Origin of the sequence: Streptomyces lunaelactis, assembly GCF_003054555.1 — a bacterium.
Taxonomy (GTDB): Bacteria; Actinomycetota; Actinomycetes; order Streptomycetales; family Streptomycetaceae; genus Streptomyces; species Streptomyces lunaelactis.
The window spans coordinates 7,430,437-7,454,203 of record NZ_CP026304.1; the positions used below are offsets into that span (position 1 = coordinate 7,430,437).

The following is a 23,767-nucleotide window of genomic DNA, read 5'->3' on the forward strand; positions in this document are numbered from 1 at the left end:
TCTGTGTCTCACGAGACTCACTGCGCCGCCTTTCGTGCGAGCTTGTCGGCGGACGGTGTCGCCTCGCCGCCCTTGTAGGTGATGTGCCAGAGCGCGGACTTGGCGTCGGAGGTGAAGAATCCGCGCCCGTAGTCCAGGACGTACAGCGAACCGTCCGGCGCGAACTTCCAGTCCATCAGGTTGCGGATGCCGTCCGCGCCGACCGGGATGATCTTCTTGAGGGATTCGGCGTGCACCGGGATCCCGCCCTTGCCCACGGTCCTGGGGTCGGTGAGCACCGCGTGCCGCGGCTGGTCGCCGTCGTAGAAGTCACCGACGAACCACTTCCCGTCCCAGTACGAGGGCCACTTGCCCGCCCCGGCGCTCGCCGCGTCGTAGCGGTAGACCGGACCGTTCATGGTCGCCTGGCCGCCGCCCTTGAGCCACGGCATCAGCAGCTTCTGCTCCTCCGTCTTGTAGCTGGGGATGCCGTTGGCGTCGCGTGGGTAGTCCACGCCGCCGCCCTGCGGCGAGTACCAGATGGTGTTGGAGGTGATCGGCGGGAGATTCACCAGGCCGTTGTTGTTCGGCGACTCGTTCTTCGGGGCGTCGCAGTTGTACCAGCCCAGCGGCTTGCCGGGGTCCGGCAGATTGCGGTCGCGGTAGGGCTGCTTGTTGCCCATGCAGTACGGCCAGCCGTGGTTGCCCGCCTTGATGATGGCGGAGAAGGTGTCGTACTTGGCCGGCCCCCAGGTGGTCGAGGGCGCACCCGCGTCGGGGCCGACCCAGCCCGCGTAGAGGATGTCCGTCGACTTGTCGATGAAGATACGCGCCGGGTTGCGCACACCCATCACATAGATCTCGCCGCGGGTCTTGCCGCCGCCCTCGTCCGGCTCCTGGCCCGTGAAGAGGTTGCCCGCCGGGAGTGTGTAGGTGCCGTCGTCCTCGGGGTGGATCCGCAGGATCTTGCCGTTGAGGTTGTTGGTGTTGCCCGCGGTGCGGCGCGCGTCGGCGAACGAGACGCCCTTGTAGTTGGGCTCCGGGTTGTTGCCGGAGTAACCGCCGCTGAAACCCGAGGAGTTGTTGTCCCCGGTGGCGATGTAGAGATTCTGCTCGGAGTCCCAGGCCATGCCGCCGCCCGCGTGGCAGCAACTGTGAATCTGCACAGGCCACTTGAGCAGGACCTTCTCGGATGCGAGATCCAGCTTGTTGCTCGTCGGGTCGAGCGTGAAGCGGGAGACGCGCCGCTCGGCCATCCGCGTATCGCGGTCGATCTGCGAGTGCGGTGTGTAGTGCAGATACACCCAGCCGTTGGTCATGAAGCCGGGGTCGAGCTCAATGCCGAGCAGCCCCTCCTCGACCTTGATCAGCTCGTCGCCGCCGCCCTTGTTGCCGAAGATGGTCAGAGCACCGGCGAGGGCGACCTTCCTGGTCCTGGGGTCGTAGACATGGATCTCGCCCTGGCCCTTGCCGATGTCGGGGTTGTTCCAGTCGGTGACGACGGGCTTGCCGGCGTCGGCGCCGCCGCGCCCGATGTAGAGCACCCGTCCGTCCGGGGCGGTGACCAGGCCGTGCGGCTCGCCGATCTGGTCGTTCTGCCCGGGCTGGTTGGCCTGGGTGACGCGCTCGGCGGTGTAGTTGGCGTTGATGGTGGCCTTGCAGTCGGCGGGCGAGATCCGGGTGGTCCAGGCGAGGGCGCCGCGCAGATGGTTACGGAAGTCCGTCTCGGCGAAGCTGTCGACCGTGCCGCCCATACCGGTGTAGAAGGAGCGCCCGCCGTCGTAGTCACGGCACCAGGAGACCGGGTGGTCCCAGCCGTTGGCGCCCGTGCCCGGCGTGTACGAGTTCTCCTTGACGCGCGCCACGGTGTGCACGCTGCCGGAGGGGTTCACCGCCCAGTTGAACCACTTGTCGGGCCGCTTCCACTGCAGCGGGAGGGACTTGGTGGCCGGGTGCTGACGGTCGCCGACCTCGACAGTGGCGCGCCGGACCGCGCTCGCGGCACCGGCCGGACGGGCACCGATCAGCCCGGTGAACCAGTCGGAGTACGGCTCGGTGCGTGCCGCGTCATGCAGGCCGAGGAAGCCTCCGCCGGCCTCCAGATACGACTCGAGCCCGGATTCCTGCTCCGGGTCGAGGACATCGCCGCCGCCCGTCAGGAACACGACCGCGTTGTACCTGCCGAGCTTGGTGGCATTGGTGAAGACCGAGGCGTCGTCCGTGGCCTCGGTCTTGAAACGTCCGGCGGCGGGCCCGGTCAGCCCGATTCTCTCGATCGCCGCGATACCGGCGTCGACGGTCGGCGACTCCTCGGTGGCCGAGGCGTGGAAGACCAGGACCCGTACGTTCGATCCGCCCGGCGGCGACGGCAAGGACAACGTTGTCGCCGATGGCTCCGGATAGGGTTTGGCGGATGCTACAGTCCCGCCGCCGAGTAATGACGCGGTCAGTGCGCCGACCCCAAGGGCCGCCGCCAGACCGCTCCTTCGGGATCCAGACCGGTGATGTGGTGCGCGCTGCATGTGGTCACCCACCCCTCTTTGGTCACAACAACAGCCGTGAAACTAGACCTCTTTTCGTGGTTCGCCAAGAGGAATGACTCCCATGGCGCGAACTTTGTCCTGGGTGTGGATAAACGAAGATCACCCGGCTACCGTGTGGCCGTCCCGGGGGCCCGTGCCCCGTCAATCTCCGTACAAGACTGGAGAGTTCGGCATGGACAGACGGAGCTTCAACATGCGCCTGCTGGCGGGGAGCGCGGTCGCGGCGACGGGAGTGACATCGTTGTCGCTCGCCTCCGCCCCGAGCGCGACCTCGGCGGAGGGCGCACCCAGGACTGCCCCGGCCGGGGGCGCGGTACGCCATCTCAAGCTGTACGCGGAGAAGCTGGCGGACGGTCAGATGGCCTACGGCCTGGAGAAGGGCAAGGCGTCGATCCCGGGACCGCTGATCGAACTGGTCGAGGGTGACACGCTGCACATCGAGTTCGAGAACGCCATGGATGTGCCGGTCAGTCTGCATGCGCACGGCGTGGACTACGACATCGCCAACGACGGCACCAGGATGAGCAAGAGCCATGTGGAGCCGGGCGGCACCCGTACGTACACCTGGCGCACCCACACGCCGGGCAAGCGCGCCGACGGCACGTGGCGGGCGGGCAGTGCGGGCTACTGGCACTACCACGACCATGTGGTGGGCACGGAGCACGGCACGGGCGGCATCCGCAAGGGGCTCTACGGTCCTGTGGTGGTCCGCAGGAAGGGCGACATCCTGCCGGACAAGCAGTTCACGATCGTCTTCAACGACATGACGATCAACAACAAGCCGGCCGACCAGAGCCCCGACTTCCGGGCCACGGTGGGCGACCGGGTCGAGATCGTGATGATCACGCACGGCGAGTACTACCACACGTTCCATATGCACGGTCATCGCTGGGCCGACAACAGAACGGGTCTGCTGGAGGGGGCGGCCGACGTCAGCCGGGTGATCGACAACAAGATCACGGGTCCGGCGGACTCCTTCGGCTTCCAGATCATCGCGGGCGAGCATGTGGGGGCGGGGGCCTGGATGTACCACTGCCATGTGCAGAGCCACTCCGACATGGGGATGGCAGGGCTGTTCCTGGTGGCGAAGCCGGACGGCACGATTCCGGGGTATGAGGCGCACCATCCGGCGGGCGCGAGGACGAACGCGAAGTCGAACGCGAAGGCAAGCGCCGGGGCAAGCGCCGGGACGGGCGCGGAGGCGGGTGCCAAGTCGGGCGCCGACGGGGCGAGTCCGGGCGGCCACAGCCACTGAGGAGACGTGTCGGCGCCCGGCATCGACGGGCGCCGTATGCCTGGTCCTGAAACTATGCGAACGATCGTGCTAAAATCATCCCACTTCATCGGCCGACCGAGGAGAACCGGCAATGCACCCCCTGGCACCGCTCCTTCGCACCGTTCTGAACGCGACCTCCCATATCGCGCCCGGACTCGCCGGACGGGCGGTCTTCGCCCTCTTCGCCCGCCCCCTCGGCCGCAGCCGACCGCGGCCGTCCGAACGGGAAGTGCTCGCCCAGGCGCGCGCCGGCCGGCTCACGGTGAACGGCAAGCGCGTCGTCACCTACACATGGGGCGACGGTGAGCGCCCCGTACTGCTGGTGCACGGCTGGTCCTCGCGCGGCTCGCGCTTCACCGACTTCGTCACCGCCCTGCGCGACAGGGGCTACAGCCCTGTCGCCTTCGATGCTCCCGGGCACGGTGACTCGGAGGGGCGTGCCACGACGATCCTCGAATACCGCGAGATCATCCGGAAGTTGCACGCCAGGCACGGCGACTTCGAGGCCGTCGTCGCGCACTCCTTCGGAGTCCTCGCCACGTTCTTCGCGTTGCGCGACGGTGTGGTGGCCCGTCGGATCGTGGGCGTCGGCGGCGTCGGCAGCTTCGACTATCTCGTCGACGGGTTCTGTGCCGGCCTCGGACTGCGCGACCGGCTGAAGCATGAACTGCGCCGCCATATCGAAGGATTGCTCTTCCCGGGGGAGCCCGGGATATGGCAGCGCTTCAACGTCGCCTACCGGCCCGAGGAGGTCGGCGTCCCGGTTCTGCTCTTCCACGACGAGGGCGACGACATGGTGCCGCTGTCGCAGTCACGGCTCACCGCGGCCGCGCACGGTGAGCGCGCCCGCCTCGTCGTCACCCGTGGACTCGGACACCGCCGGATCCTGGCGGACCCCCAAGTCGTCGCCGAGGCGGTGGCCTTCGCCGTCTCCGGCCGTGACGAGGCCGCCGTGGGCTCGCACGCACCAGACCCCGCTCCCTGATCCGGCCCGATCCAGAAGACGGGCCCTGGCGTCAGGTCCGCTCCGGCAGCCCGGCCGGGTCGGTCGCCGCCGCGCGCAGGCGGTTCAGGATGCCGCGCGCGGCCTTCTCGTACACGGAGTTGTCGTCGTGCAGCACGGACTCGGCGTTGGCCGCCTCCATCATCGCGATGATCTCGAAGGCCAGTTGCGGTACGTCGAGGTCCGCATCGAAGCCGCCCGTGAGCCGGGCATCCTCGATCGTCCGTTCCACGTACGCCACCCAGTCGGCCCGGGTCCTGGCGACCGCGTCGTGCACGGGGCCGCTGCGGGCGTCGAACTCGGCGGTGACGGTGTAGAAGAAGCAGCCGCCGGCGAAGACGCGGTCACAGGAGTAGTCCAGCCACCTCCGGCACAGGGCCCACACCTGGTCGGCGCTCGGCGGCAGCTCGCCGGCCGGCTGTACCACCCGGTCGGCGAAGACGGCGATCGCCGCGCGGACCGTTGCCAGCTGGAGCTCCTCCTTGGAGCCGAAGAGGGCGAAGACGCCGCTCTTGCTGAGCTTCAGTTCGGTGGCGATACGGCCCAGGGAGAGGCCTTCGAGGCCCTCGACCGAGGCGATGTTCATCGTGCGCCCGAGCACCAGGCGCCGGGTCTGGTTGCCGCGCTCGACGCGTCCGTCCGTGTGTGTGCTGCCGGTCATGCGCCCCATCGTACTGAACGCACGATCGTGCGCATATCGCGCCGAACCCTGTGGGTGCGGCTCCCCGGGATCGGTAGCAGACTCGGGACGACAGGCAATGGGATCCCGACCGGACAGGACCTAGGAGGAGCACACCATGCTCACGACCCGCTTTGTCACAGGCTCCCCGAACTGGATCGACCTCGGCACACCCGACATCGAGGCGGCGAACAGTTTCTACGGCGGCCTGTTCGGCTGGACGTTCCAGTCGGCGGGGCCGGAGGCCGGTGGCTACGGCATGTTCCAGTTGGACGGTAAGACCGTCGCCGGCGGCATGACGGTCGCCCCGGACCAGGGCGCCCCCGGATGGAGCCTCTACTTCCAGACGCCCGATGCCGACGCCACGGCCAAGTCGGTCGAGCAGGGCGGAGGCGCCGTGGTCGTCGAACCGATGGACGTATTCGAACTGGGCCGCATGGCGATCTTCACCGACCCGTCGGGCGCGGGCTTCGCGACCTGGCAGCCCGGCCAGATCAAGGGCCTGGACGTCGTCAACGCCCCCGGCTCGCTGTGCTGGGCGGAGCTCTACACGCCGGACCCCGGGCAGGGGCTGCGCTTCTACAGCGGCGTCTTCGGCTGGGAGACATCCTCGATGCCGCTGCCGGACGGCAGCGGCTCGTACACCATGCTCAACCCGGCCGGGACGAGCGCGGACGACATGTTCGGCGGCGTCGCACCCCTGGCGTCGGACCCGGTCGAGGCGGCGGACGGGCCGTCGTGGCTGCCGTACTTCGAGGTCGCGGACTGCGATGCGACGGTGGCCAAGGCGCAGGAACTGGGCGGCACGGTCAGGATGGCGCCGGTGGACATGGAGGGCGTGGGCCGCTTCGCGAAGCTGGCGGACCCGGCGGGCGGACATTTCGCGGTGCTGCAGGGCGCACAGTCGGAGGGCTGACGGGCCTCGGGTTTGGCTTGTTCTCGACAGCCTCGGGGCGCATTGTGGCGTCCCGAGGCCGTTGACGGGGTGGGGGTGATGGGGGCGTTGATGCTTCATTGACCGGGCGTTTATCGGCGGCGGGCAGCGTGTGCGGCATGCCGATCAATACCACCACCGACAAAGAACTCTCCTGGCAGGAGACCGCGTTGTGCGCCCAGACGGGGCCGGAATTCTTCTTTCCGGCCCCGGGGTCGTCGACGCGCGAGGCGAAGCAGTTGTGCGGGGCTTGCGAGGGGCGGGTGGCGTGCCTGGAGTACGCGCTGGCTCATGATGAGAGATTTGGGGTGTGGGGCGGGCTTTCGGAGAAGGAGCGGTACAGCTTGAAGCGCGACCAGGGCTGAATCAGGGTGGGCGCCGGCCTCAGAACCAGTGCCGCACGTGGCCTCCGTCCTCGGCCGGCCCCTCACAGGGGTGGCCAGGGGCACGCGGCACTGACAGAGCGCCCGGTTCGTTTGCAAGCCCAGTAGGTGACCTGGCCGGGCCTGGGGCGTTACCCGTGCATGACCGTGACGATGACGCGGGCGGCGCCTCGATGAGGCAGTCCGCACGCCGCCTTGCCAAGGCTGTCCAGTCGCTGCGCACGCGCCTGCCGTTCGTCTCCCGCGCCGCCGAACAGCTGCTGCGCGTCAGCATCCTGGACAACGGCACGCGGATCGCGGCGCAGGTCTTCGTCGGCGTCATTCCCGCGCTGTTCGTGATCACCGCATTCGCCCCGGCCGTCTTGCGTGACCAGCTGGTGTCCACGGTGCGAGCGGAGTTCGGCCTGCGGGGCGAGACGCTCTCCCAGGTGCAGCAGTTGCTGCGGGCGGGCGGGGACAGCGAGACCCGGGACGCGTTCGGTGCCGTCGGGGCAGTGGTGGTCCTGCTGTCCGCGACGACGTGCAGCCGTGCCCTGCAGCGGGTGTGCGAGCGCTCCTGGCACCTGCCCGGGGCGGCGATCCACGTGGTCGCCTGGAGGTGGATGGTGTGGCTGGTCGTGTGGCTGGTCGTGCTGCTTCTGCTGGGACCGCTGCACGATGCCTTCGGAGCGGGTACGGCGCTGGGTGTGCCGCTGACGGTGGTCTCGAGTGTGCTGCTGTGGTGGTGGACCCAGTATCTGCTGCTGGGCGGCCGCGTGCCCTGGCTGCCGCTGCTGCCCGGTGCGGTGATGAGCGGTACGGCCGTGGTGGTGCTGAGCTGGGCGGCACGCCTGTATCTGCCGAATGAACTGGACCGCAGCGTCGCGCAGTTCGGGCCGTACGGAGCGGTGTTCAGCCTCCTGTCGTGGCTGATCGTCCTGTGTGCCGCCGTCACGGCGGCCATCGCCCTCGGCCAAGTCGTCGCGACCGAGCCGTTCGTGGCCCGACTACTCGGCACCGCTACCCGGAACTCGGATCCTGACCGGAGCGGTCCTGATCAGGACTGATCGACTCCAGCAGGGCGTCGCCGCACCAGGCAGCGGATGGTGCGTCACCATGACGCGGTCATCAGGGGGCGGTCCGCTGAGCCTTGACGATCCGCGGGACGCTCTTCTCCCCGACTGCCTTGCTGCTGATGGCGTAGCGCTCGGCTCGGGCCCCGGGGGCGACGTCGGCGAAGCCCAGTACGACGGAATCGAGGGTCTTGCCGTCGGCGTCGGCAAAGTCGACCTGCACGGAGTAGAACGCCTTCTCGTCGGTGCTGTTGGTCACTCTGACCAGGGCGGCACGCTTTCCGTCGGTACGCGAGGTCGGTACGCCGCCCTGGGACACGTCCGCCATGGCGTTGCCCTGACCGGGAGCGTCCGCGAGAGCCGCGGAGGCGGAGGCCCGGATGCGTGCGGCCTCCGCGGAGACCGAGGCTTCGAAGTCCTCCTTGGAGCGAGGGCTGGACGATGCCGTCTCACGAGGTGGCGATGCGGCGGATCCGGTGCGGCTCGGCGTGGCCGGGCCGGAGCTGTCGTCGTCCCCTCCGCATGCGGTCAGGCCGACTGCCAGAAGCGCTGCCAGCGCGGTCGCCACGACGCCCTCGGCTCTCCTCCGCACCGTGAGAGTGGCCACGGAAACCTCCACATACCGGAATGAATAGCATCTAGCCGCCAAAACTAGTCCACAAGGTCACAGAGTGCGATCGCAGGAACAGGTGCTCCAGCCCGTCGGACGGCTGCCTTCCGGATGCACGTGAGACGTCGCCGGTAGATCGTGGACCGGGAGGAATCCAGGGAGGGAACCACCAGAGAGGGAGCCATGGAAACCGACGCCCTGACGCCTGCGTTGCTGCGGACCCTGCGCGAGACGCAGCCCTATCCGGTCGTATCCGTGACCGTCCCCACGCATCGGCGCGAGCCCGACAACGCTCAGGACGCGGTACGCCTTCGCAATCTTGTGGCGGAGGCAGAGCGTCGGCTCGACTCCGACGAGACGGTGTCGCGGCAGGCCCGGATCGACATCAAGACGCAGCTCGATCAGGCTGTCGCCGAGGTCGACCTGCGACACACCCTCGACGGGCTGGTGATCCTCGCGAATCCGGGCGAGCACCAGATCTGGTACCTCCCCCGGCGGGTACCGGAACGTGTCGTGCTGAGCGACACCTACCTGACCCGGAACCTGGTCGCCGCGAAGGCCATGGACCGCCCGTACTGGATCCTCGCCGTCGCCGCGGACCGCGCCACGCTGTGGCACGGCTCCGGAGAGTCCGTACGAGAGCACAATCGCAACGGGTTCCCCAAGGTCATGGAGCCGGAGGTGCAGGATGTGCAGCGCGAGGAGCGCGTGGGCGATTCGGCCAGCACCTTCCGCGACGAGCAGATCCACCGGTTCCTGCGGGAGGTGGACGCCGCGCTGTCCGCCGTTCTCGCCGCCGAGCCCCGCCCCCTCTACCTCGTCGGCCTGGCTCCCGCGCTGGCCCTGCTGGAGGAGGTGGGCACCGTCGAACGCGACGTCGCGGGAAAGGTACTCAACGGCGGCCTGCTGAACGGACCGGCGCACGTTCTGTACCGAGAACTGGAGGCCGGCATCGGCGAGTTCCACCGGAAGGAGGCGGCACGCACCATCGACCGGCTCGTCGCGGCCCGCGGCCGGCGCACCTTCGCCGCCGGCCTCGACGAAGTACGGGAGGCCGCCCAGGAGGGACGGGCCGCACTCGTCGCCGTCGAGGAGAACTTCCAGCAGACCGTTCGGGTCGACCAAGGGCATCTGGTGCCCGTCGACCCGGCGGAACCGGGCTCGGCTCCTTCCGAGGACGGCGTCCGTGAGGACATCGTCGACGAAATCGTGGAAGCCGCCCTGGACAGCGGTGCCGAGGTCGTCTTCGTTCCCGGCGACGCACTCGCCGGCCACAACCGCATCGCGGCCGACCTGCGCTACTGACCTCGCGGCTCAGCCACCGCACACGGCCGGCAGCTCGGCATCTCCCGCGCCCATGAGCGATGAGTGGGACCGGGCCGCGGGGTCTACCCCTGTGGACGGCCCGCCTCTCCGGGCTGGGGCCACGGCTCGCGAAAGGAAGAGATCATGTTCGGCAACACGCAGGCGTTCAGCGGATTCGCCGCGGACGACATCGAGAAGGCGAAGGCCTTCTACAGCCAGACTCTGGGCCTGAAGGTGACCGAGGAGTACGGCATGCTGCGGCTGCACCTCGGCAGCGGCGCCGAGGTGCTGGTCTATCCCAAGGCCGTGCACACGCCGGCGTCGTTCACGGTTCTCAACTTCCCCGTGGACGACATCGACGCGGCCGTCGACGAGCTCGTCCGACGAGGCGTGCGATTCGAGCGGTACCCCGGCATGGAGGGCGACGACAAGGGCATCGTCCGGGGCGGCGGCGGCCCGGACATCGCGTGGTTCACGGACCCGGCGGGCAACGTCATCTCCGTGCTCCAGGACACCTAAGCGGTGTCGGGGAGGTCCGGGTGGGTGAAGGAGCGGGTCGAGGGCCGAGTCTGGCAAGGCGGAGGAAGGAGTCCACGCGGAGCGTCGGCGACTGACGACAACGCAGCCAGGCGACAGCCATCGGCCCGCGACGCCGCCCGGACTTCCCCGGGGCCGCTCAGGTCCTGTCCGGGCCGGTGCGCGCCAGGACGGCCGCAGCCCATCCGCCCTGCGCGCCGGGCGTCACGGCATGATCTCCAGTGGTTCGTACTCGTGCTCCCGGCCACCGACCCACTCGATCCACGTCGGATCGTCGAGGAGTGCGTCAGCGTCGGGCAGGCCGGCCAGCCGCAGGAACTCCAGCAGGTCCCGGTCGGAGTGGGCGAGGCCCATGATCTGGTCCCGCACGGTGACTCTTCGGCCACCGGACGGGGAGATCCGGTGCACGACGATCGGCGGGTGGGCGGCCATGTACCCAGGCTGCGACGGATCGCCGCTCACAGCATGTCCGGGGCTCGGCCGGAAGGGGCCTGGGGCCTGATCCCGAAGGCGCCCTAAGCAGGCACTCGGCCCTGGAGACGGGCGGCGCGGTCGCGGATCTCCGGCAGGAGCGTGTAGAGCGCGGAGCCGGGGCAGCGTGTCCAGCAGCCGTCGCGGTGCCCCGAGATCGTGGGAAAGGTGACCCGGCTGCCCTTCGGGTATTTGCTGGCGTCGTTGGTGGAGACCAGGAGTGTGCTGCCGCGGGGGTCGATCCCGTACAGACCGAGCTTCCACGCGGCGAGGCGGGATATCGCCTCGAGCATCGGCGCGGGCACGCTCGCCCCGGTGCCGTACGTCCCGATGGCCGCTATGCCGACGCTGCCGATGTTGAATCCCACGGTGTGCGCGCCGACGACGGGATTGTCGATGCCCCCGGTGCGCCCCTCGTAGATGGTGCCGGTCCGGTCGACGAAGAAGTTGTATCCGACGTCGTCCCAGTCCCGGTTGTCGACGTGGTCGTCGGAGAGGGCACGGATCAGAGCGGGGACGTCTTGCGGCGTGTAGTCGTTGCCGCTGTTCGAGTGATGGATGAAGACCGCCTTGACCGAGGTCGCGGACAGCTCGGGTTTCCGCCGCGGCAGCGGTGTGGGCTGCCAGTCCGTCCGGAGTACGACAGCCGGCCGGGCTGCGGTCCACGGCGCGGCGGGCTCGGCCCGCGGACGCGGCCGGGTGCGGCCTTCCGCGGGCGCCGACGCGGACGGCCTTCCCTTGTCGCTCGCGGCCAGTGCGGCCGCGATCACGCCTGCCGCGGCTGCCCTGCCCATGCCGCGCAGCAGCATGCGCCGGTCGATGGTCATGATCCTGAGCGTAAGGCGGCACCTCCGGGCGCGCCTCCGCTGCTCGGGGGCTGTGCGTGTGTCCTCAATCGCCGGCAACTGGGGCCTCGCCGGCGATTGAGGCGCGGGGTCCGGGGCGGAGCCCCATCCAGGAAAGGGTCAGAGCGCCGCTCGGGCCGCCATCCGCTCCTTGCGGGCCGCGAGCTTTGCGTCGAACTTGCTCGCCTCGGAGTCCAGCCCGCCCATGTACAGGCCGAGCTCCTCCTGCGCCTTGAGCCCGTCGGGGCCGAGACCGTCGATCTCCAGCACCTTCAGGAAGCGCAGCACCGGCTGCAGCACATCGTCGTGGTGGATCCGCATGTTGTAGATCTCGCCGATCGCCATCTGTGCGGCGGCCCGCTCGAAGCCGGGCATGCCGTGTCCGGGCATCCGGAAGTTGACGACGACATCGCGCACGGACTGCATGGTCAGATCCGGGGCCATCTCGAAGGCCGCGCCCAGCAGATTGCGGTAGAAGACCATGTGCAGGTTCTCGTCGGTCGCGATCCGCGCCAGCATCCGGTCGCAGACCGGGTCGCCCGACTGGTGGCCGGTGTTGCGGTGCGAGACGCGGGTCGCGAGCTCCTGGAAGGCGACGTACGCCACGGAGTGCAGCATCGAGTGGCGGTTGTCGGACTCGAAGCCCTCGGCCATGTGTGCCATACGGAACTGCTCGAGCTTGTCCGGGTCGACGGCGCGCGAGGTCAGCAGGTAGTCGCGCATCACGATGCCGTGCCGGCCCTCCTCCGCGGTCCAGCGGTGCACCCAGGTGCCCCAGGCGCCGTCGCGGCCGAAGAGGCTGGCGATCTCGTGGTGGTAGCTGGGGAGGTTGTCCTCGGTCAGCAGGTTCACGACCAGCGCGATCTTGCCGATGTCGGTCACCTTGGACTGCTCGGACTCCCAGGCCTGGCCGTCCTCGAAGAAGCCGGGGAAGTTCCGGCCGTCGGAGAACGGGACGTACTCGTGGGGCATCCAGTCCTTGGCAACTTTGAGATGGCGGTTGAGTTCCTTCTCCACCACCTCTTCCAGCGCGAACAGCAGTCGGGCGTCGGTCCACGCTTCCGAACTGCCGAGGTGGGGAGAGGTGATCGTCACGGGTGCTCCTGGGGACGGGAGAGTTACTTACGGATTCGTAGGTTACGAGACCGTAGGTTAAGGCGGCGGTAAGCCATCGGCCAAGCCCGCTTCCGCGATGTCCGGTTACATTCCGTTATGCGTACAGGTCACGGAGGCGTACGGAGAGGCAGGTCACGCACCCTTCGAGCTTCTCGAACTCGCTGATGTCCACCGCTACCGGCTGGTAGCCGAGATCCGTGAACAGCTCCGCGGACTTCGGTGCGCTGGCGGCCATCAGCAGCTTCCCGCCACCGAGCAGCACCACATGCGCGCCGGACTCCTCCGGGACGGGGAGATGACGGGGGAAGACGGTCGGGTTCTCCACCAGTGGCGGGTATCCGATGACGGTGGAATCCGGCAGCGCGGTCACAGCGGTCTTCAGATGCAGCACCTTGCTCAAGGGGACGGCGACGACGCGTGCACCCAGCGGCTCGAAGGCGGCGCGCAGCTGCTGGACGCCTGCCGCGTTCGTACGGCCGCCGCGGCCCACGTAGATCGTGTCGCCGACCTTCAGCACATCGCCGCCGTCGAGGGTGCCCGGCTCCCACACCCAGTTCACCGAGCAGCCGAGCCGGGCCAGGGTCTCCTCAACGGCCGCGGTCTCCGGCCTGCGGGACTCGGCCCCCGGGCGGGCGATCAGCGCGACATTGCGGAACATGACGACCGTGTCCTCGATGAACACGCCGTCCGGGCAGTCGTCGGCCGGTTCCGTCTCGACGGTCTCCCAGCCGTGCTCGCGCAGCGTCTCCGCGTAGGTCTCCCACTGTTCCAACGCGAGGGCGGCATCGACGGGGGTGCGCTCGATGTGGGTGACGAGACCTTCGGAGAGCCGGGGGCTGGGGCGGCGGATCAGGGCCTTCTGGCTGGGCACGGGTGGGGCTCCAGGTGGGTCGGGGTCTGGTGGCGCCCATCATGGCGCGCGGTGCCGGGGGGACGGAATGCTCTTTCCCCCACCCTCTTCCCCTACCTTCGTCCGGGGGGACCCCCACGAGGCTGACACGTCAGCCCGTCCGGCGTTTGAGTACACGGCCCAAGGGTGCTCAACGCGGATCACCGAGTACCTCGTCCGCGCGGATGTCACGGAGCTCGCCGTCCAGGAGCAGCCAGCGCGTGATGCCGATCGACTCCAGGAACGGCACATCGTGACTCGCCACGATGAGCGCTCCCTCGTACGACTCCAGGGCCGCCGTCAGCTTCCGCACGCTCGCCATGTCCAGATTGTTCGTCGGCTCGTCCAGCATCAGCAGCTGCGGCGCCGGCTCGGCGAGCAGCAGTGCGGCGAGCGCCGCGCGGAACCGTTCGCCGCCCGACAGGGTCCCGGCCGGCTGGTCGGCACGCGCGCCCCGGAACAGAAAACGCGCGAGCCGCGCCCTGATCCGGTTGTTGGCCGCGTCGGGCGCGAACCGCGCCACGTTCTCCACCACGCTCAGCTCGTCGTCGAGCACATCGAGCCGCTGCGGCAGAAAGTGGAGCGGTACCTCGGCCACCGCCTCGCCCGCGACCGGCGCCAACTCGCCGGTGATCGTACGCAGCAGCGTCGTCTTGCCCGCTCCATTGCGTCCCACCAGCGCGATCCGCTCCGGGCCGCGGACCTCGAACTCTCCCTTCACCTCGGCCCCGTAACGAAGCGTCAGATCAGAAAGCCGCAGTACGCCCCGGCCCGGATGGACCTTGGTGAACGGCAGCTCGATACGGATCTCGTCGTCGTCGCGGACCGCGTCCACGGCCTCGCCGAGCCGCTCCTTCGCATCGGCGAGCCGCTCGGTGTGCATGATGCGGTGCTTGCCCGCCGATTCCTGCGCCGCGCGTTTGCGCGCCCCCATGACGATCTTCGGCTCTCGCTTGGAGTCCGACATCTTCTGTCCGTACCGCTTGCGGCGGGCCAACTTGATCTGGGCATCCGCCAGTTCACGCTTCTGCCGCTGTACGTCGGCTTCCGCGACGCGCACCATGCGCTCGGCGGCGTCCTGCTCGACGGCGAGTGCCTCCTCGTACGCGGAGAATTTGCCGCCGTACCAGTGGACCTCGCCGTCGCGCAGATCGGCGATCTGGTCGACCAGCTCCAGGAGTTCGCGGTCGTGACTGACCACGACCATCACCCCGGACCAGGCGGCGACGGCGTCGTACAGCCGCCGCCGCGCGTACAGGTCGAGGTTGTTGGTCGGCTCGTCGAGCAGCAGCACTCCGGGCCTGGCCAGCAGCAGGGCCGCCAGCCGCAGCAGTACGCCCTCGCCGCCCGACACCTCGCCGATGGTGCGGTCGAGCCCGATATGGCCGAGGCCGAGCTGATCGAGGGCGGCGAGGGCCCGCTCCTCGACGTCCCAGTCGTCGCCGACCGCCGTGAAGTGCTCCTCGCGCGGATCGCCCGCCTCGATGGCGTGCAGTGCGGTGCGCGCGGCGGCGATGCCCAGCACCTCGTCCACCGGCAGGCCGGTGTCCAGCACCAGGTTCTGCGGGAGGTAGCCGATCCCGCCCGCGGTGCGTACCACTCCGCCGGACGGTGTGAGATCACCGGCGATCAGCCGCAACAGCGTTGACTTTCCAGAGCCGTTGACGCCGACCAGGCCGGTCCTGCCCGGGCCGACCGCGAGCTGGAAGTCGTCGAACACCCCGGTGCCGTCCGGCCAGGCGAAGGTGAGTGAGGAGCAGGTGATGTGGGTGGGGGCAGTAGACATACGGGTCTCCCGGTTGCGTGGAAGGGGGCTAGGGCAACGGGTGGGGACACCGGAATACGGGCGACGATCGCGGGAACGCGGACCGGAACACCAAGGAGGTTCCGGTGGATCAGGACGGCTCGAGCGCCGAGGTCGCACGCAATGCGCACAGCATGCCGAGAGAGCTGTACAACACGGTGTCTCAAGGACCTCAGACGAGCAACGTCCTACTCCGATCGACGACAACAGAACCGCTGTACACCGTACGAACGCGCTCGGGCACTGTCAAAGAATTATCGTGAGCGGGACCTGCGCGAACCCCCGACACGATCCGCGAGGTGCTCGTTGGCCGACGGCTACGACTACATGGAGCTCAACGCACTCCTCGGTGCGGAGCCCCAGTAGGCGCGGAGCGGAAGTACGAGCCGAGCCTCAGTGGGCGTCGCGCAGCAGCTCGGCGAGATTGTGGTCGAGGTCCAGATAGAGGTGCTCGTGGCCGGTGGGGACCAGGCCCTGGACGCGCGTGAGGAAGCGGCGCAGTTCGCTGGTCCGGATGTGCACCACCGCGATGCCCTCGGGGGCGTGGAACTCCACGACCGTACGGTCGTAGCCGAACGGTCTGACGCGTACGTCGCCGACGCCGGCCGGGGCATCGATGCCCGCCGCGAGCAGCTCACGGGAGAACGCCCAGGACACCTCGTTGCCCTCCAGCGTCGCTGGAGGCGGGAAGGCCATCCGGATGGCGAAGGGATCCTCGCGGTCGTAACGAAGAGTGGCCGGAACTGACTCCATCTGCGGCGCAGAGGCGACCAGGCGGGCCTGCACGGCCTGTTCGATGACGGTGGACAAGGCCTGCTCCTTCGTGCGCGGCTCGCTGATGTCTCCCTGACACCTGGAGAGACGGCAGAACGAGCGATTACGTGCATCCAAAGGGAACGTGACCTGTGTCACCGTGCGCACCGGCGGCACCCTGGACGGGGTCGGGCCGGTGGGCTAGCTTCCAGCGCCATGACGTCCATGGGGAAGACGAGACGAACGGTGTCGGTGGGGCTGTGCGCGGCGGCGGTGGCCGCTGCCCTGGCCGCGCCGGCGCAGGCAGCCGGGCAATCGGGCAGTACCGCGGCAGGGGGGAGCGGGAAGGGGCCGAGCTGGAGCCTCAAGGACACCGGAACCGACGTACGGTTCCGGGGCCTCGCGCCCGTCAGCCGCAGGACCGCCTGGGTCGCGGGCTCGAAGGGCACGGTGCTGCGTACGCCGGACGGCGGCCGCAGCTGGCAGAACGTCTCCCCGGCCGCGGCCGGCGAGCTGGAGTTCCGAGACATCGAGGCCTTCGACGACCGGCGCGCGGTGGTGCTGGCCATCGGCGAGGGCGAGGCGTCCCGGGTCCTCCGTACCGAGGACGGCGGGGCGAGCTGGACCGAGTCCTTCCGCAACACCGACCCGAAGGCCTTCTACGACTGCATCACCTTCTTCGACAGCCGGCACGGACTCGCCATGAGCGACCCGGTGGACGGCAGGTTCCGCATCCTGTCGACCGATGACGGCGGCACGTCGTGGAAGGTGCTGCCGAGCGCCGGGATGCCGGCTGCGCTCCCCGGCGAGGCGGGCTTTGCCGCAAGCGGCCAGTGCCTGGTCAGTTCGGGGAGCAGGGATGTGTGGCTGGCGACCGGCGGCGGCGCCACGGCGCGCGTACTGCACTCCGCCGACCGCGGCCTGAACTGGACCGTCGCGGAATCGACCATCCCCGCCGGGGACCCGGCACGCGGGGTCTTCGGGCTCGCCTTCCGCGACCGTACGCACGGTATCGCGGCCGGCGGCGACTACCGGGGCGACCAGGCATCGCCGCAGGCCGCGGCGGTCAGCGGGGACGGCGGGCGCAGCTGGCGGCAGTCGAGGACACCGCCGCCCGCCTACCGCTCGGGTGTGGCCTGGCTGCCGCACAGCAGCGTCGCGGCACTCGCCGTCGGCCCGACCGGGACCGATCTGACCGTGGACGGCGGGCGCAACTGGCGCACGGTCGACACCGGTTCGTACGACACGGTCGACTGCACCCCCGACTTCGGCTGCTGGGCCTCGGGCGAGAAGGGCCGGGTCGCACGACTGGAATTCTGAGCCGTCAGGGGGTTCTGAGCCGTCAGGGAGTTCTGAGCCGTCCTACGAGGGCAACTGTCGGCGGTACGGGGCGAGTCCCGGCGCGGTCTTGGTCGCGATGAACTCCGTGATCCGGTACTCGCACACGCCGCCGACCGTGAAGGGGTCGGCCGCCGCGATCTCCTCGATCCGCGCGCGGTCGTCCCCGACGGCCAGGATCACCCCGCCGTCGCGCGGGTTCTTGCGCCCCGATGCGATGAAAACGCCCTCCTCGTACAGCCCGTCCAGCCAGGCCACATGCGCTTCGAGCAGCTCATCGACGCGCTCGACGGGCGCGGTGTAGGTCAATTCCAGTACGAACATGATCGCCAGATTACGTGACCAGCACCGGACCGACCGGCCTTGGCCGTGTCTGACAAATCCCGCCTGGTGCGCGACGCCCGGCACGCACACTCGCTGTGTTGTCGGAGTCATCCAAGTACGTCCAGTACGAGGATGATCCTCCGCCTTGCGATTGCACGCACCGGACGCCGCGCACCCCGCCCTGCGGGCGGACGGCGCCATTTGTCAGACACGGCCTAGGCTGGGCGGCATCATGATGATCATCGAGACGCCTCCCGACTGGCCCGCCGACGAGCCCGCGGCCCTCGCCGTTCAGGACGAACTGCGCACCCGCGTCGTCCTGGACGAGCCGGGGCCGCCGCCGGCCACCGGTCTGGTGACCGGCGTCGATGTGGCGTACGACGACGAGCGCGATGTCGTCGCGGCGGCGGCCGTCGTCCTCGACGCCGCGACGCTCACCGTCGTCGAGGAGGCCACCGCGGTCGGCCGCGTCGCCTTCCCGTACATCCCCGGCCTGCTCGCCTTCCGGGAGATCCCGACCGTGCTGGCCGCCCTGGAGTCCCTCACGGCAGACCCCGGTCTGGTCGTCTGCGACGGCTACGGCCGGGCGCACCCCCGCCGTTTCGGGCTCGCCGCCCACCTCGGCGTACTGACCGGGCTGCCCGTGATCGGCGTCGCCAAGAACCCCTTCGTCTTTTCCTACGGCGAACTCGGCCCGCACCGCGGTGACTTCGCCCCGCTCCTCGCGGACGATGGCGAGGAGGTCGGCCGGGCCCTGCGCACCCAGGACGGCGTCAAGCCGCTCTTCGTCTCCGTCGGGCACCGTGTGAGCCTGGAGGGCGCCTGCGCGCACACCCTCCACCTCGCGTCCCGCTACCGGCTCCCCGAGACCACGCGCCGGGCCGACCGGCTGTGCAGGATTGCCCTGGAACAAGCCAAGGCCGGGACCTGACTCAGCGCGAGTCCGCGACCCGGAAGCTGATCCCGGCCGCCCGGAGCCGCTCCAGCAGCGCATCGCCCATCGCGACGGCCGTGGTGACCTGACCCGACGTCTTCGGCAGCGGATCGAGGGCCAGGCAGAGCGCCGACTCGCCGAGCATCTTCGCCGTCTCGTCGTAGCCCGGGTCGCCGCCCGAGACCTCGGTGAAGACCCGGCGGCCGCCGCCCTCGCCCACGAAGCGCACCGAGAACCAGCTCCGCGCCCGGCGCTCGGGGCTCGGCCCCTCGCCCTGTTTGACCCGGTCCATCAGCCACCGCCTGGCTGCCGGGAGCTGGGCCAGCGCGAAGCCCGCGCCCACGGCCGCCGTACCGCCGAGCGCCATCGGCAGGGACTTGACCGCCGCGTACTCCCGGTAGCGGAAGTCCGGTCCGTACCGCGGCAGGGCGGCCGCCGATCGCGCCACGATCTGCGGGTCGAGAGTCGGCAGCGGCAGGGCCCAGGCGCCGGTCTCCCGGCTGAACCGGGGGCTGCCCAGCGGGGCCCGAGCCCGCCGTCCCATCAGCCGCGGCTCGTGCAGCCGCCGCTCGTGCGCGGCCCGCAGCGTCTGCCGGCCGCGGCTCATCGCGGTGAGCGCGGAGGCGAACGTCCCGCCGGAGAAGGTGGCGTTGGAGCGTACGAAGGCGTCGACGTTCAGCGGCACGTCCTTCGGCAGGTGCTGGACGGTGAAGTACGTGCCGAGGTCGTGCGGGACCGAGTCGTAGCCGCAGGCGTGGACGATGCGCGCCCCGGTCTCCCGGGCCCGCGCGTCATGGCGTACGTACATCAGGTCCACGAACTCGGGCTCGCCGGTCAGGTCGGCGTAGTCGGTCCCGGCCTCCGCGCAGGCGGCGACCAGCGGCTCCCCGTACCAGACGTACGGACCGACCGTCGTGGCCACCACGCGGGTGGACTCGGCGAGTTCGCGCAGCGTCCCCGGATCGTCGGCGTCCGCCTGGATCAGCGGCAGCTCGGCGCAGTCGGGATTGATCGCGGCAAGTCGCTCACGGAGCAGCTCGAGCTTCTCCCGGCCGCGGCCCGCGACGGCCCAGCGGCAGCCGTCGGGCGCGTGTGCCGCGAGGTACTCCGCGGTGAGCGCTCCGACGAAGCCCGTCGCCCCGAAGAGCACGATGTCGTACGGGCGCTCCGTGCGATCGGTCCCGTTCCGCGTGTTCAATGGCCCCTCCGCCGTTTCCGCCGCGCTGCTGGACGCTGCTGGTCGCGCTGATGTCGGTGGCTGAGGCTAGCGTGCGAATTGGCCAGGCAGAAGATGTGTTTCCCATCGGTAACATCAGATCTAAGCGCTTGCTCGGCCGAGACCCTTGTGCGGAGTGGAACGCGTTCTTACCATCGCTGGTGTTACATCAGTTGTGTCACAGTGCTGGGGGCTTGATGACGGCGACAGGGAACGGCCCGCTGGCCGGGGTGCGTGTGGTCGAGCTGGCGGGTATCGGGCCCGGCCCGTTCGCCGCCATGCTCCTGGCCGACCTCGGCGCCGACGTCGTACGGGTCGACCGGCCCGGCGGCGCGGGGCTGAACATCGATCCGGCCTACGACCTCACCAACCGCAACAAGCGATCGGTGCTGATCGACCTCAAGGCCGAGGACGGCCCCGGTCAGGTGCTCGATCTGGTCGAGCGCGCCGACGTACTGATCGAGGGATACCGGCCCGGTGTCGCGGAGCGCCTGGGCGTCGGCCCGCAGGAGTGCCACGCGCGCAACCCTCGTCTGGTCTACGGGCGGATGACCGGCTGGGGCCAGGAGGGACCGCTCGCGCAGCGCGCCGGGCACGACATCGCGTACATCGCCATCACCGGCACCCTAGGCATGATCGGCAAGGCCGACGAGCCGCCCGCCGTCCCGGCCAACCTCGTCGGCGACTACGCGGGCGGCTCCCTCTATCTCGTCATCGGAGTACTCGCGGCTCTCCAGCACGCCCGCACCGAGGGCGGCTCCGGCCAGATCGTCGACGCGGCCATCGTCGACGGGGCCGCCCATCTGGCCACGATGATCCACGGGATGATGGCGGCCGGCGGCTGGCAGGACCGGCGCGGGGCGAATCTGCTCGACGGCGGCTGCCCCTTCTACGGCAACTACGAGACCGCCGACGGCGAGTACATGGCGGTCGGGGCCCTTGAGCAGCAGTTCTACAACGAGTTCATCGAGCTGCTCGGCATCAAGGGCGAGGCCCCGGCCCGTAAGGACTTCGCCCGCTGGGACGAGCTGCGCGCCGCGGTCGCCGCCCGCTTCAGGACCAGGACGCGCGAGGAGTGGACCGCCGTCTTCGAGGGCTCGGACGCCTGTGTCGCGCCGGTGCTCTCTCTCGGGGAAGCCCCCTCGCACCCGCATCTCGCGGCCCGCGGAACCTTCCTCGACCACGGCGGAATCACCCAGCCGGCGCCCGCGCCCCGCTTCTCCGCCACGCCCGGCTCCGTGTACCGGGGCCCCGCCCAGCCGGGCGCCGACACCGCGGAAGTGGCCCGCGACTGGGACCTGCCCGGCCTCACCGGCCTCACCGGCCTCGCCAAGGAGGACGACCGTTGAAGCGTCAGATCTTCACCGCGGAACACACGCGTTCCGTGAGACCGTCCGTACCTTCCTCGCCAAGGAGGTCCTGCCGCACTACGAGCAGTGGGAGAAGGACGGCATCGTCAGCCGGGAGGCCTGGCTGGCCGCGGGCAGGCAGGGGCTGCTCGGTCTCGCTGTGCCGGAGGAGTACGGGGGCGGCGGGAACGCGGACTTCCGCTACAGCGCCGTGCTCGCCGAGGAGTTCACCCGGGCAGGCGCCGCCGGTCTCGCGCTCGGGCTGCACAACGACATCATCGGCCCGTACCTCACCGGCCTCGGCACCGAGGAGCAGAAGCGGCGCTGGCTGCCCGGCTTCTGCAGCGGTGAGATCATCACCGCCATCGCGATGACCGAACCGGGTGCGGGCTCCGACCTCCAGGGCATCCGCACCACCGCCGAGGACCGCGGCGATCACTGGATACTCAACGGATCGAAGACCTTCATCTCCAACGGGATTCTCGCCGACCTGGTGGTCGTCGTCGTCAAGACCACCCCCGAGGGCGGCGCCAAGGGGCTCTCCCTGCTGGTCGTCGAGCGCGGCACCGAGGGCTTCGAGCGCGGCCGCAACCTCGACAAGATCGGCCAGAAGTCCCAGGACACGGCAGAGCTGTTCTTCAACGACGTACGCGTCCCCAAGGAGAATCTGCTCGGCGAGCTCAACGGCGCCTTCGTCCACCTGATGACCAATCTCGCGCAGGAGCGGATGGGCATCGCGGTCGCCGGGATCGCCGCCGCCGAGTATCTGCTGGAGATCACCACCCAGTACGTCAAGGAGCGCGAGGCCTTCGGGCGGCCGCTCTCCAAGCTGCAGCACATCCGCTTCGAGATCGCCGAGATGGCCACCGAGTGCGCCGTCACCCGTACGTTCCTCGACCGCTGCATCGTCGATCACTCGGACGGGGAACTCGACGCGGTCCACGCCTCGATGGCCAAGTGGTGGGCCACCGAACTCCAGAAGCGCGTCGCCGACCGCTGCCTCCAGCTGCACGGCGGCTACGGCTATATGACGGAATTCCGCGTCGCCAGGGCCTTCACCGACGGCCGCATCCAGACGATCTACGGCGGTACGACCGAGATCATGAAGGAAATCATCGGCCGCTCCATCCTGGCCTGAGCCTCCCCGGCCCGACCCTGATCACGTAACCCTCGAAAGGCTGCTGTCTTGAGTACCGAAGCGTATGTGTACGACGCGATCCGCACCCCGCGCGGGCGCGGCAAGGCCAACGGTGCCCTGCACGGCACCAAGCCGATTGACCTCGTCGTCGGCCTGATCCACGAAATCCGCAGCCGCTTCCCGGGCCTCGACCCGGCGGCCATCGACGACATCGTCCTCGGCGTCGTGGGCCCGGTCGGCGACCAGGGCTCCGACATCGCCCGTATCGCGGCGATCGCCGCCGGGCTGCCCGACTCCGTCGCCGGAGTACAGGAGAACCGCTTCTGTGCCTCCGGCCTCGAAGCCGTCAACATGGCCGCGATGAAAGTCCGTTCGGGCTGGGAGGACCTGGTGCTGGCCGGCGGCGTCGAGTCGATGTCGCGGGTGCCGATGGCCTCCGACGGCGGCGCCTGGTTCGCCGACCCCATGACCAACTACGAGACCGGATTCGTCCCGCAGGGCATCGGCGCCGACCTCATCGCCACCATCGAGGGCTTCTCCCGCCGCGATGTCGACGAGTACGCCGCTCTCTCCCAGGAACGGGCCGCCACCGCCTGGAAGGACGGCCGCTTCGACCGCTCACTCGTGCCGGTCCGCGACCGCAACGGCCTCGTCGTCCTCGACCACGACGAGCACATGCGCCCCGGCACCACCGCGGACTCCCTCGCCGCCCTCAAGCCCTCCTTCGCCGGCATCGGCGACATGGGCGGCTTCGACGCGGTGGCCCTGCAGAAGTACCACTGGGTGGAGAAGATCGACCACGTCCACCACGCGGGCAACTCCTCCGGCATCGTCGACGGCGCGGCGCTCGTCGCGATCGGTACGAAGGAGGTCGGCGAGCGGTACGGGCTCACGCCGCGCGCCCGGATCGTCTCGGCCGCGGTCTCCGGCTCCGAGCCGACCATCATGCTCACCGGCCCCGCGCCCGCCACCCGCAAGGCGCTCGCCAAGGCGGGACTGACGATCGACGACATCGATCTCGTGGAGATCAACGAGGCGTTCGCCGGTGTCGTGCTGCGCTTCGCCCGCGACATGGACCTCCCGCTGGACAAGATCAACGTCAACGGCGGCGCGATCGCGCTCGGTCACCCGCTGGGAGCGACAGGCGCGATGATCCTCGGCACCGTCATCGACGAACTGGAGCGCCAGGACAAGCGGTACGGCCTCGTCACGCTCTGCGTGGGCGGCGGCATGGGCATCGCCACCGTCATCGAACGTCTCTGACCGTCCCGTCCCACCCTTACGGAGAA

Annotated in this window: 22 protein-coding genes and 1 pseudogene; 12 read left to right on the plus strand and 11 right to left on the minus strand. The window is 69.6% G+C overall.

Translation table 11 applies throughout. From position 1 onward, the window contains the following. Positions 1-17 precede the first annotated feature (17 nt). Positions 18-2,501 (minus strand): ThuA domain-containing protein, encoded by a 2,484-nt coding sequence (locus SLUN_RS33905; protein ID WP_108153744.1) that lies wholly within the window; start codon positions 2,499-2,501, stop codon positions 18-20. Between the two features lie 193 nt (positions 2,502-2,694). Here SLUN_RS33905 and SLUN_RS33910 point away from each other — a divergent pair, with 193 nt between their 5' ends. Both SLUN_RS33910 and SLUN_RS33915 read left to right on the plus strand, forming a co-directional pair. Continuing rightward, positions 2,695-3,777, plus strand: coding sequence for a multicopper oxidase domain-containing protein (locus SLUN_RS33910; RefSeq protein ID WP_108153745.1), 1,083 nt, complete (start codon positions 2,695-2,697; stop codon positions 3,775-3,777). Positions 3,778-3,889: 112 nt separating this feature from the next. After that, entirely contained in the window at positions 3,890-4,783 is an 894-nt protein-coding gene (locus tag SLUN_RS33915) for an alpha/beta hydrolase (protein ID WP_108153746.1), read from the plus strand. A gap of 31 nt (positions 4,784-4,814) precedes the next feature. On the opposite strand, the gene SLUN_RS33920 is transcribed toward SLUN_RS33915, so the two are convergent. Next, positions 4,815-5,462 carry a TetR/AcrR family transcriptional regulator gene (locus tag SLUN_RS33920; RefSeq protein WP_108153747.1) on the minus strand — a complete coding sequence of 216 codons (648 nt, stop codon included), beginning with the start codon at positions 5,460-5,462 and terminating at the stop codon, positions 4,815-4,817. 136 nt (positions 5,463-5,598) lie between these two features. On the opposite strand from SLUN_RS33920, the gene SLUN_RS33925 reads away from it, so the two are divergent. From SLUN_RS33925 to SLUN_RS33935, 3 genes are all read left to right on the plus strand, one after another. After that, positions 5,599-6,396 carry a VOC family protein gene (locus SLUN_RS33925; protein ID WP_108153748.1) on the plus strand — a complete coding sequence of 266 codons (798 nt, stop codon included), beginning with the start codon at positions 5,599-5,601 and terminating at the stop codon, positions 6,394-6,396. A 137-nt stretch (positions 6,397-6,533) separates the two neighbouring features. Next, positions 6,534-6,779 (plus strand): WhiB family transcriptional regulator, encoded by a 246-nt coding sequence (locus tag SLUN_RS33930; protein WP_108153749.1) that lies wholly within the window; start codon positions 6,534-6,536, stop codon positions 6,777-6,779. 155 nt (positions 6,780-6,934) lie between these two features. After that, entirely contained in the window at positions 6,935-7,843 is a 909-nt protein-coding gene (locus SLUN_RS33935) for a YhjD/YihY/BrkB family envelope integrity protein (RefSeq protein WP_257153847.1), read from the plus strand. 61 nt (positions 7,844-7,904) lie between these two features. Here SLUN_RS33935 and SLUN_RS33940 read toward each other — a convergent pair whose 3' ends face one another. Then, a complete protein-coding gene (locus SLUN_RS33940; RefSeq protein WP_159100390.1) occupies positions 7,905-8,456 on the minus strand; it encodes a hypothetical protein in 552 nt (183 codons plus the stop codon). Positions 8,457-8,642: 186 nt separating this feature from the next. Between SLUN_RS33940 and SLUN_RS33945 the strand changes: the two genes are divergently transcribed. Beyond that, positions 8,643-9,764, plus strand: a complete 1,122-nt coding sequence (locus SLUN_RS33945; RefSeq protein ID WP_108153751.1) for a baeRF3 domain-containing protein — start codon at positions 8,643-8,645, stop codon at positions 9,762-9,764. A gap of 144 nt (positions 9,765-9,908) precedes the next feature. Then, on the plus strand, positions 9,909-10,283 hold the full coding sequence (locus tag SLUN_RS33950; protein ID WP_108153752.1) for a VOC family protein: 375 nt from the start codon (positions 9,909-9,911) through the stop codon (positions 10,281-10,283). Between the two features lie 222 nt (positions 10,284-10,505). Here the strand turns inward: SLUN_RS33950 and SLUN_RS33955 are convergent, their stop codons facing one another. From SLUN_RS33955 to ssgD, 6 genes are all read right to left on the minus strand, one after another. Further along, a complete protein-coding gene (locus tag SLUN_RS33955) occupies positions 10,506-10,733 on the minus strand; it encodes a hypothetical protein (RefSeq protein WP_108153753.1) in 228 nt (75 codons plus the stop codon). An 83-nt stretch (positions 10,734-10,816) separates the two neighbouring features. After that, positions 10,817-11,599, minus strand: coding sequence for a peptidoglycan recognition protein family protein (locus SLUN_RS33960; protein ID WP_108153754.1), 783 nt, complete (start codon positions 11,597-11,599; stop codon positions 10,817-10,819). Positions 11,600-11,737: 138 nt separating this feature from the next. After that, complete coding sequence (locus tag SLUN_RS33965; RefSeq protein ID WP_108153755.1) at positions 11,738-12,712, minus strand: acyl-ACP desaturase; 975 nt, start codon at positions 12,710-12,712, stop codon at positions 11,738-11,740. A gap of 115 nt (positions 12,713-12,827) precedes the next feature. Next, the gene (gene ddaH, locus SLUN_RS33970) at positions 12,828-13,604 is read right to left on the minus strand and encodes a dimethylargininase (protein WP_108153756.1); all 777 of its coding nucleotides are present in this window, start codon (positions 13,602-13,604) and stop codon (positions 12,828-12,830) included. Positions 13,605-13,773: 169 nt separating this feature from the next. Beyond that, positions 13,774-15,408, minus strand: coding sequence for an ABC-F family ATP-binding cassette domain-containing protein (locus SLUN_RS33975; RefSeq protein WP_108153757.1), 1,635 nt, complete (start codon positions 15,406-15,408; stop codon positions 13,774-13,776). 411 nt (positions 15,409-15,819) lie between these two features. After that, positions 15,820-16,236: a spore wall synthesis regulator SsgD gene (ssgD, locus tag SLUN_RS33980; protein ID WP_108153758.1), complete on the minus strand. Its 417-nt coding sequence runs from the start codon at positions 16,234-16,236 to the stop codon at positions 15,820-15,822. Between the two features lie 159 nt (positions 16,237-16,395). Between ssgD and SLUN_RS33985 the strand changes: the two genes are divergently transcribed. Further along, the gene (locus SLUN_RS33985) at positions 16,396-17,499 is read left to right on the plus strand and encodes a WD40/YVTN/BNR-like repeat-containing protein (RefSeq protein WP_108153759.1); all 1,104 of its coding nucleotides are present in this window, start codon (positions 16,396-16,398) and stop codon (positions 17,497-17,499) included. Positions 17,500-17,541: 42 nt separating this feature from the next. Here the strand turns inward: SLUN_RS33985 and SLUN_RS33990 are convergent, their stop codons facing one another. Beyond that, positions 17,542-17,841 carry a YciI family protein gene (locus SLUN_RS33990; protein ID WP_108153760.1) on the minus strand — a complete coding sequence of 100 codons (300 nt, stop codon included), beginning with the start codon at positions 17,839-17,841 and terminating at the stop codon, positions 17,542-17,544. 232 nt (positions 17,842-18,073) lie between these two features. On the opposite strand from SLUN_RS33990, the gene SLUN_RS33995 reads away from it, so the two are divergent. Continuing rightward, on the plus strand, positions 18,074-18,772 hold the full coding sequence (locus tag SLUN_RS33995) for an endonuclease V (protein ID WP_108153761.1): 699 nt from the start codon (positions 18,074-18,076) through the stop codon (positions 18,770-18,772). Between the two features lies 1 nt (position 18,773). Here SLUN_RS33995 and SLUN_RS34000 read toward each other — a convergent pair whose 3' ends face one another. Beyond that, on the minus strand, positions 18,774-19,973 hold the full coding sequence (locus SLUN_RS34000) for a saccharopine dehydrogenase family protein (RefSeq protein WP_108153762.1): 1,200 nt from the start codon (positions 19,971-19,973) through the stop codon (positions 18,774-18,776). A gap of 215 nt (positions 19,974-20,188) precedes the next feature. On the opposite strand from SLUN_RS34000, the gene SLUN_RS34005 reads away from it, so the two are divergent. From SLUN_RS34005 to SLUN_RS34015, 3 genes and pseudogenes are all read left to right on the plus strand, one after another. Beyond that, the gene (locus tag SLUN_RS34005) at positions 20,189-21,340 is read left to right on the plus strand and encodes a CaiB/BaiF CoA transferase family protein (RefSeq protein ID WP_179955309.1); all 1,152 of its coding nucleotides are present in this window, start codon (positions 20,189-20,191) and stop codon (positions 21,338-21,340) included. Then, positions 21,337-22,478 (plus strand): annotated as a pseudogene (locus SLUN_RS34010) (acyl-CoA dehydrogenase family protein). The gene SLUN_RS34005 and the pseudogene SLUN_RS34010 overlap by 4 nt, the downstream one beginning before the upstream one ends. A 48-nt stretch (positions 22,479-22,526) precedes the next feature. Continuing rightward, entirely contained in the window at positions 22,527-23,741 is a 1,215-nt protein-coding gene (locus SLUN_RS34015) for an acetyl-CoA C-acetyltransferase (RefSeq protein WP_108153764.1), read from the plus strand. Positions 23,742-23,767: the final 26 nt, after the last annotated feature.

Coding starts and splice junctions, on each gene's coding strand:
- SLUN_RS33925 (WP_108153748.1), top strand. CDS start 5,599: ATGCTCACGACCCGCTTTGTCACAGGCTCCCCGAACTGGATCGACCTC.
- SLUN_RS33905 (WP_108153744.1), bottom strand. CDS start 2,501: ATGCAGCGCGCACCACATCACCGGTCTGGATCCCGAAGGAGCGGTCTG.
- SLUN_RS33915 (WP_108153746.1), top strand. CDS start 3,890: ATGCACCCCCTGGCACCGCTCCTTCGCACCGTTCTGAACGCGACCTCC.
- SLUN_RS33960 (WP_108153754.1), bottom strand. CDS start 11,599: ATGACCATCGACCGGCGCATGCTGCTGCGCGGCATGGGCAGGGCAGCC.
- SLUN_RS33920 (WP_108153747.1), bottom strand. CDS start 5,462: ATGACCGGCAGCACACACACGGACGGACGCGTCGAGCGCGGCAACCAG.
- SLUN_RS33995 (WP_108153761.1), top strand. CDS start 18,074: ATGATGATCATCGAGACGCCTCCCGACTGGCCCGCCGACGAGCCCGCG.
- SLUN_RS33945 (WP_108153751.1), top strand. CDS start 8,643: ATGGAAACCGACGCCCTGACGCCTGCGTTGCTGCGGACCCTGCGCGAG.
- SLUN_RS33990 (WP_108153760.1), bottom strand. CDS start 17,841: ATGTTCGTACTGGAATTGACCTACACCGCGCCCGTCGAGCGCGTCGAT.
- SLUN_RS33910 (WP_108153745.1), top strand. CDS start 2,695: ATGGACAGACGGAGCTTCAACATGCGCCTGCTGGCGGGGAGCGCGGTC.
- SLUN_RS33975 (WP_108153757.1), bottom strand. CDS start 15,408: ATGTCTACTGCCCCCACCCACATCACCTGCTCCTCACTCACCTTCGCC.
- SLUN_RS33985 (WP_108153759.1), top strand. CDS start 16,396: ATGACGTCCATGGGGAAGACGAGACGAACGGTGTCGGTGGGGCTGTGC.
- SLUN_RS34005 (WP_179955309.1), top strand. CDS start 20,189: ATGACGGCGACAGGGAACGGCCCGCTGGCCGGGGTGCGTGTGGTCGAG.
- SLUN_RS33950 (WP_108153752.1), top strand. CDS start 9,909: ATGTTCGGCAACACGCAGGCGTTCAGCGGATTCGCCGCGGACGACATC.
- SLUN_RS33955 (WP_108153753.1), bottom strand. CDS start 10,733: ATGGCCGCCCACCCGCCGATCGTCGTGCACCGGATCTCCCCGTCCGGT.
- SLUN_RS33930 (WP_108153749.1), top strand. CDS start 6,534: ATGCCGATCAATACCACCACCGACAAAGAACTCTCCTGGCAGGAGACC.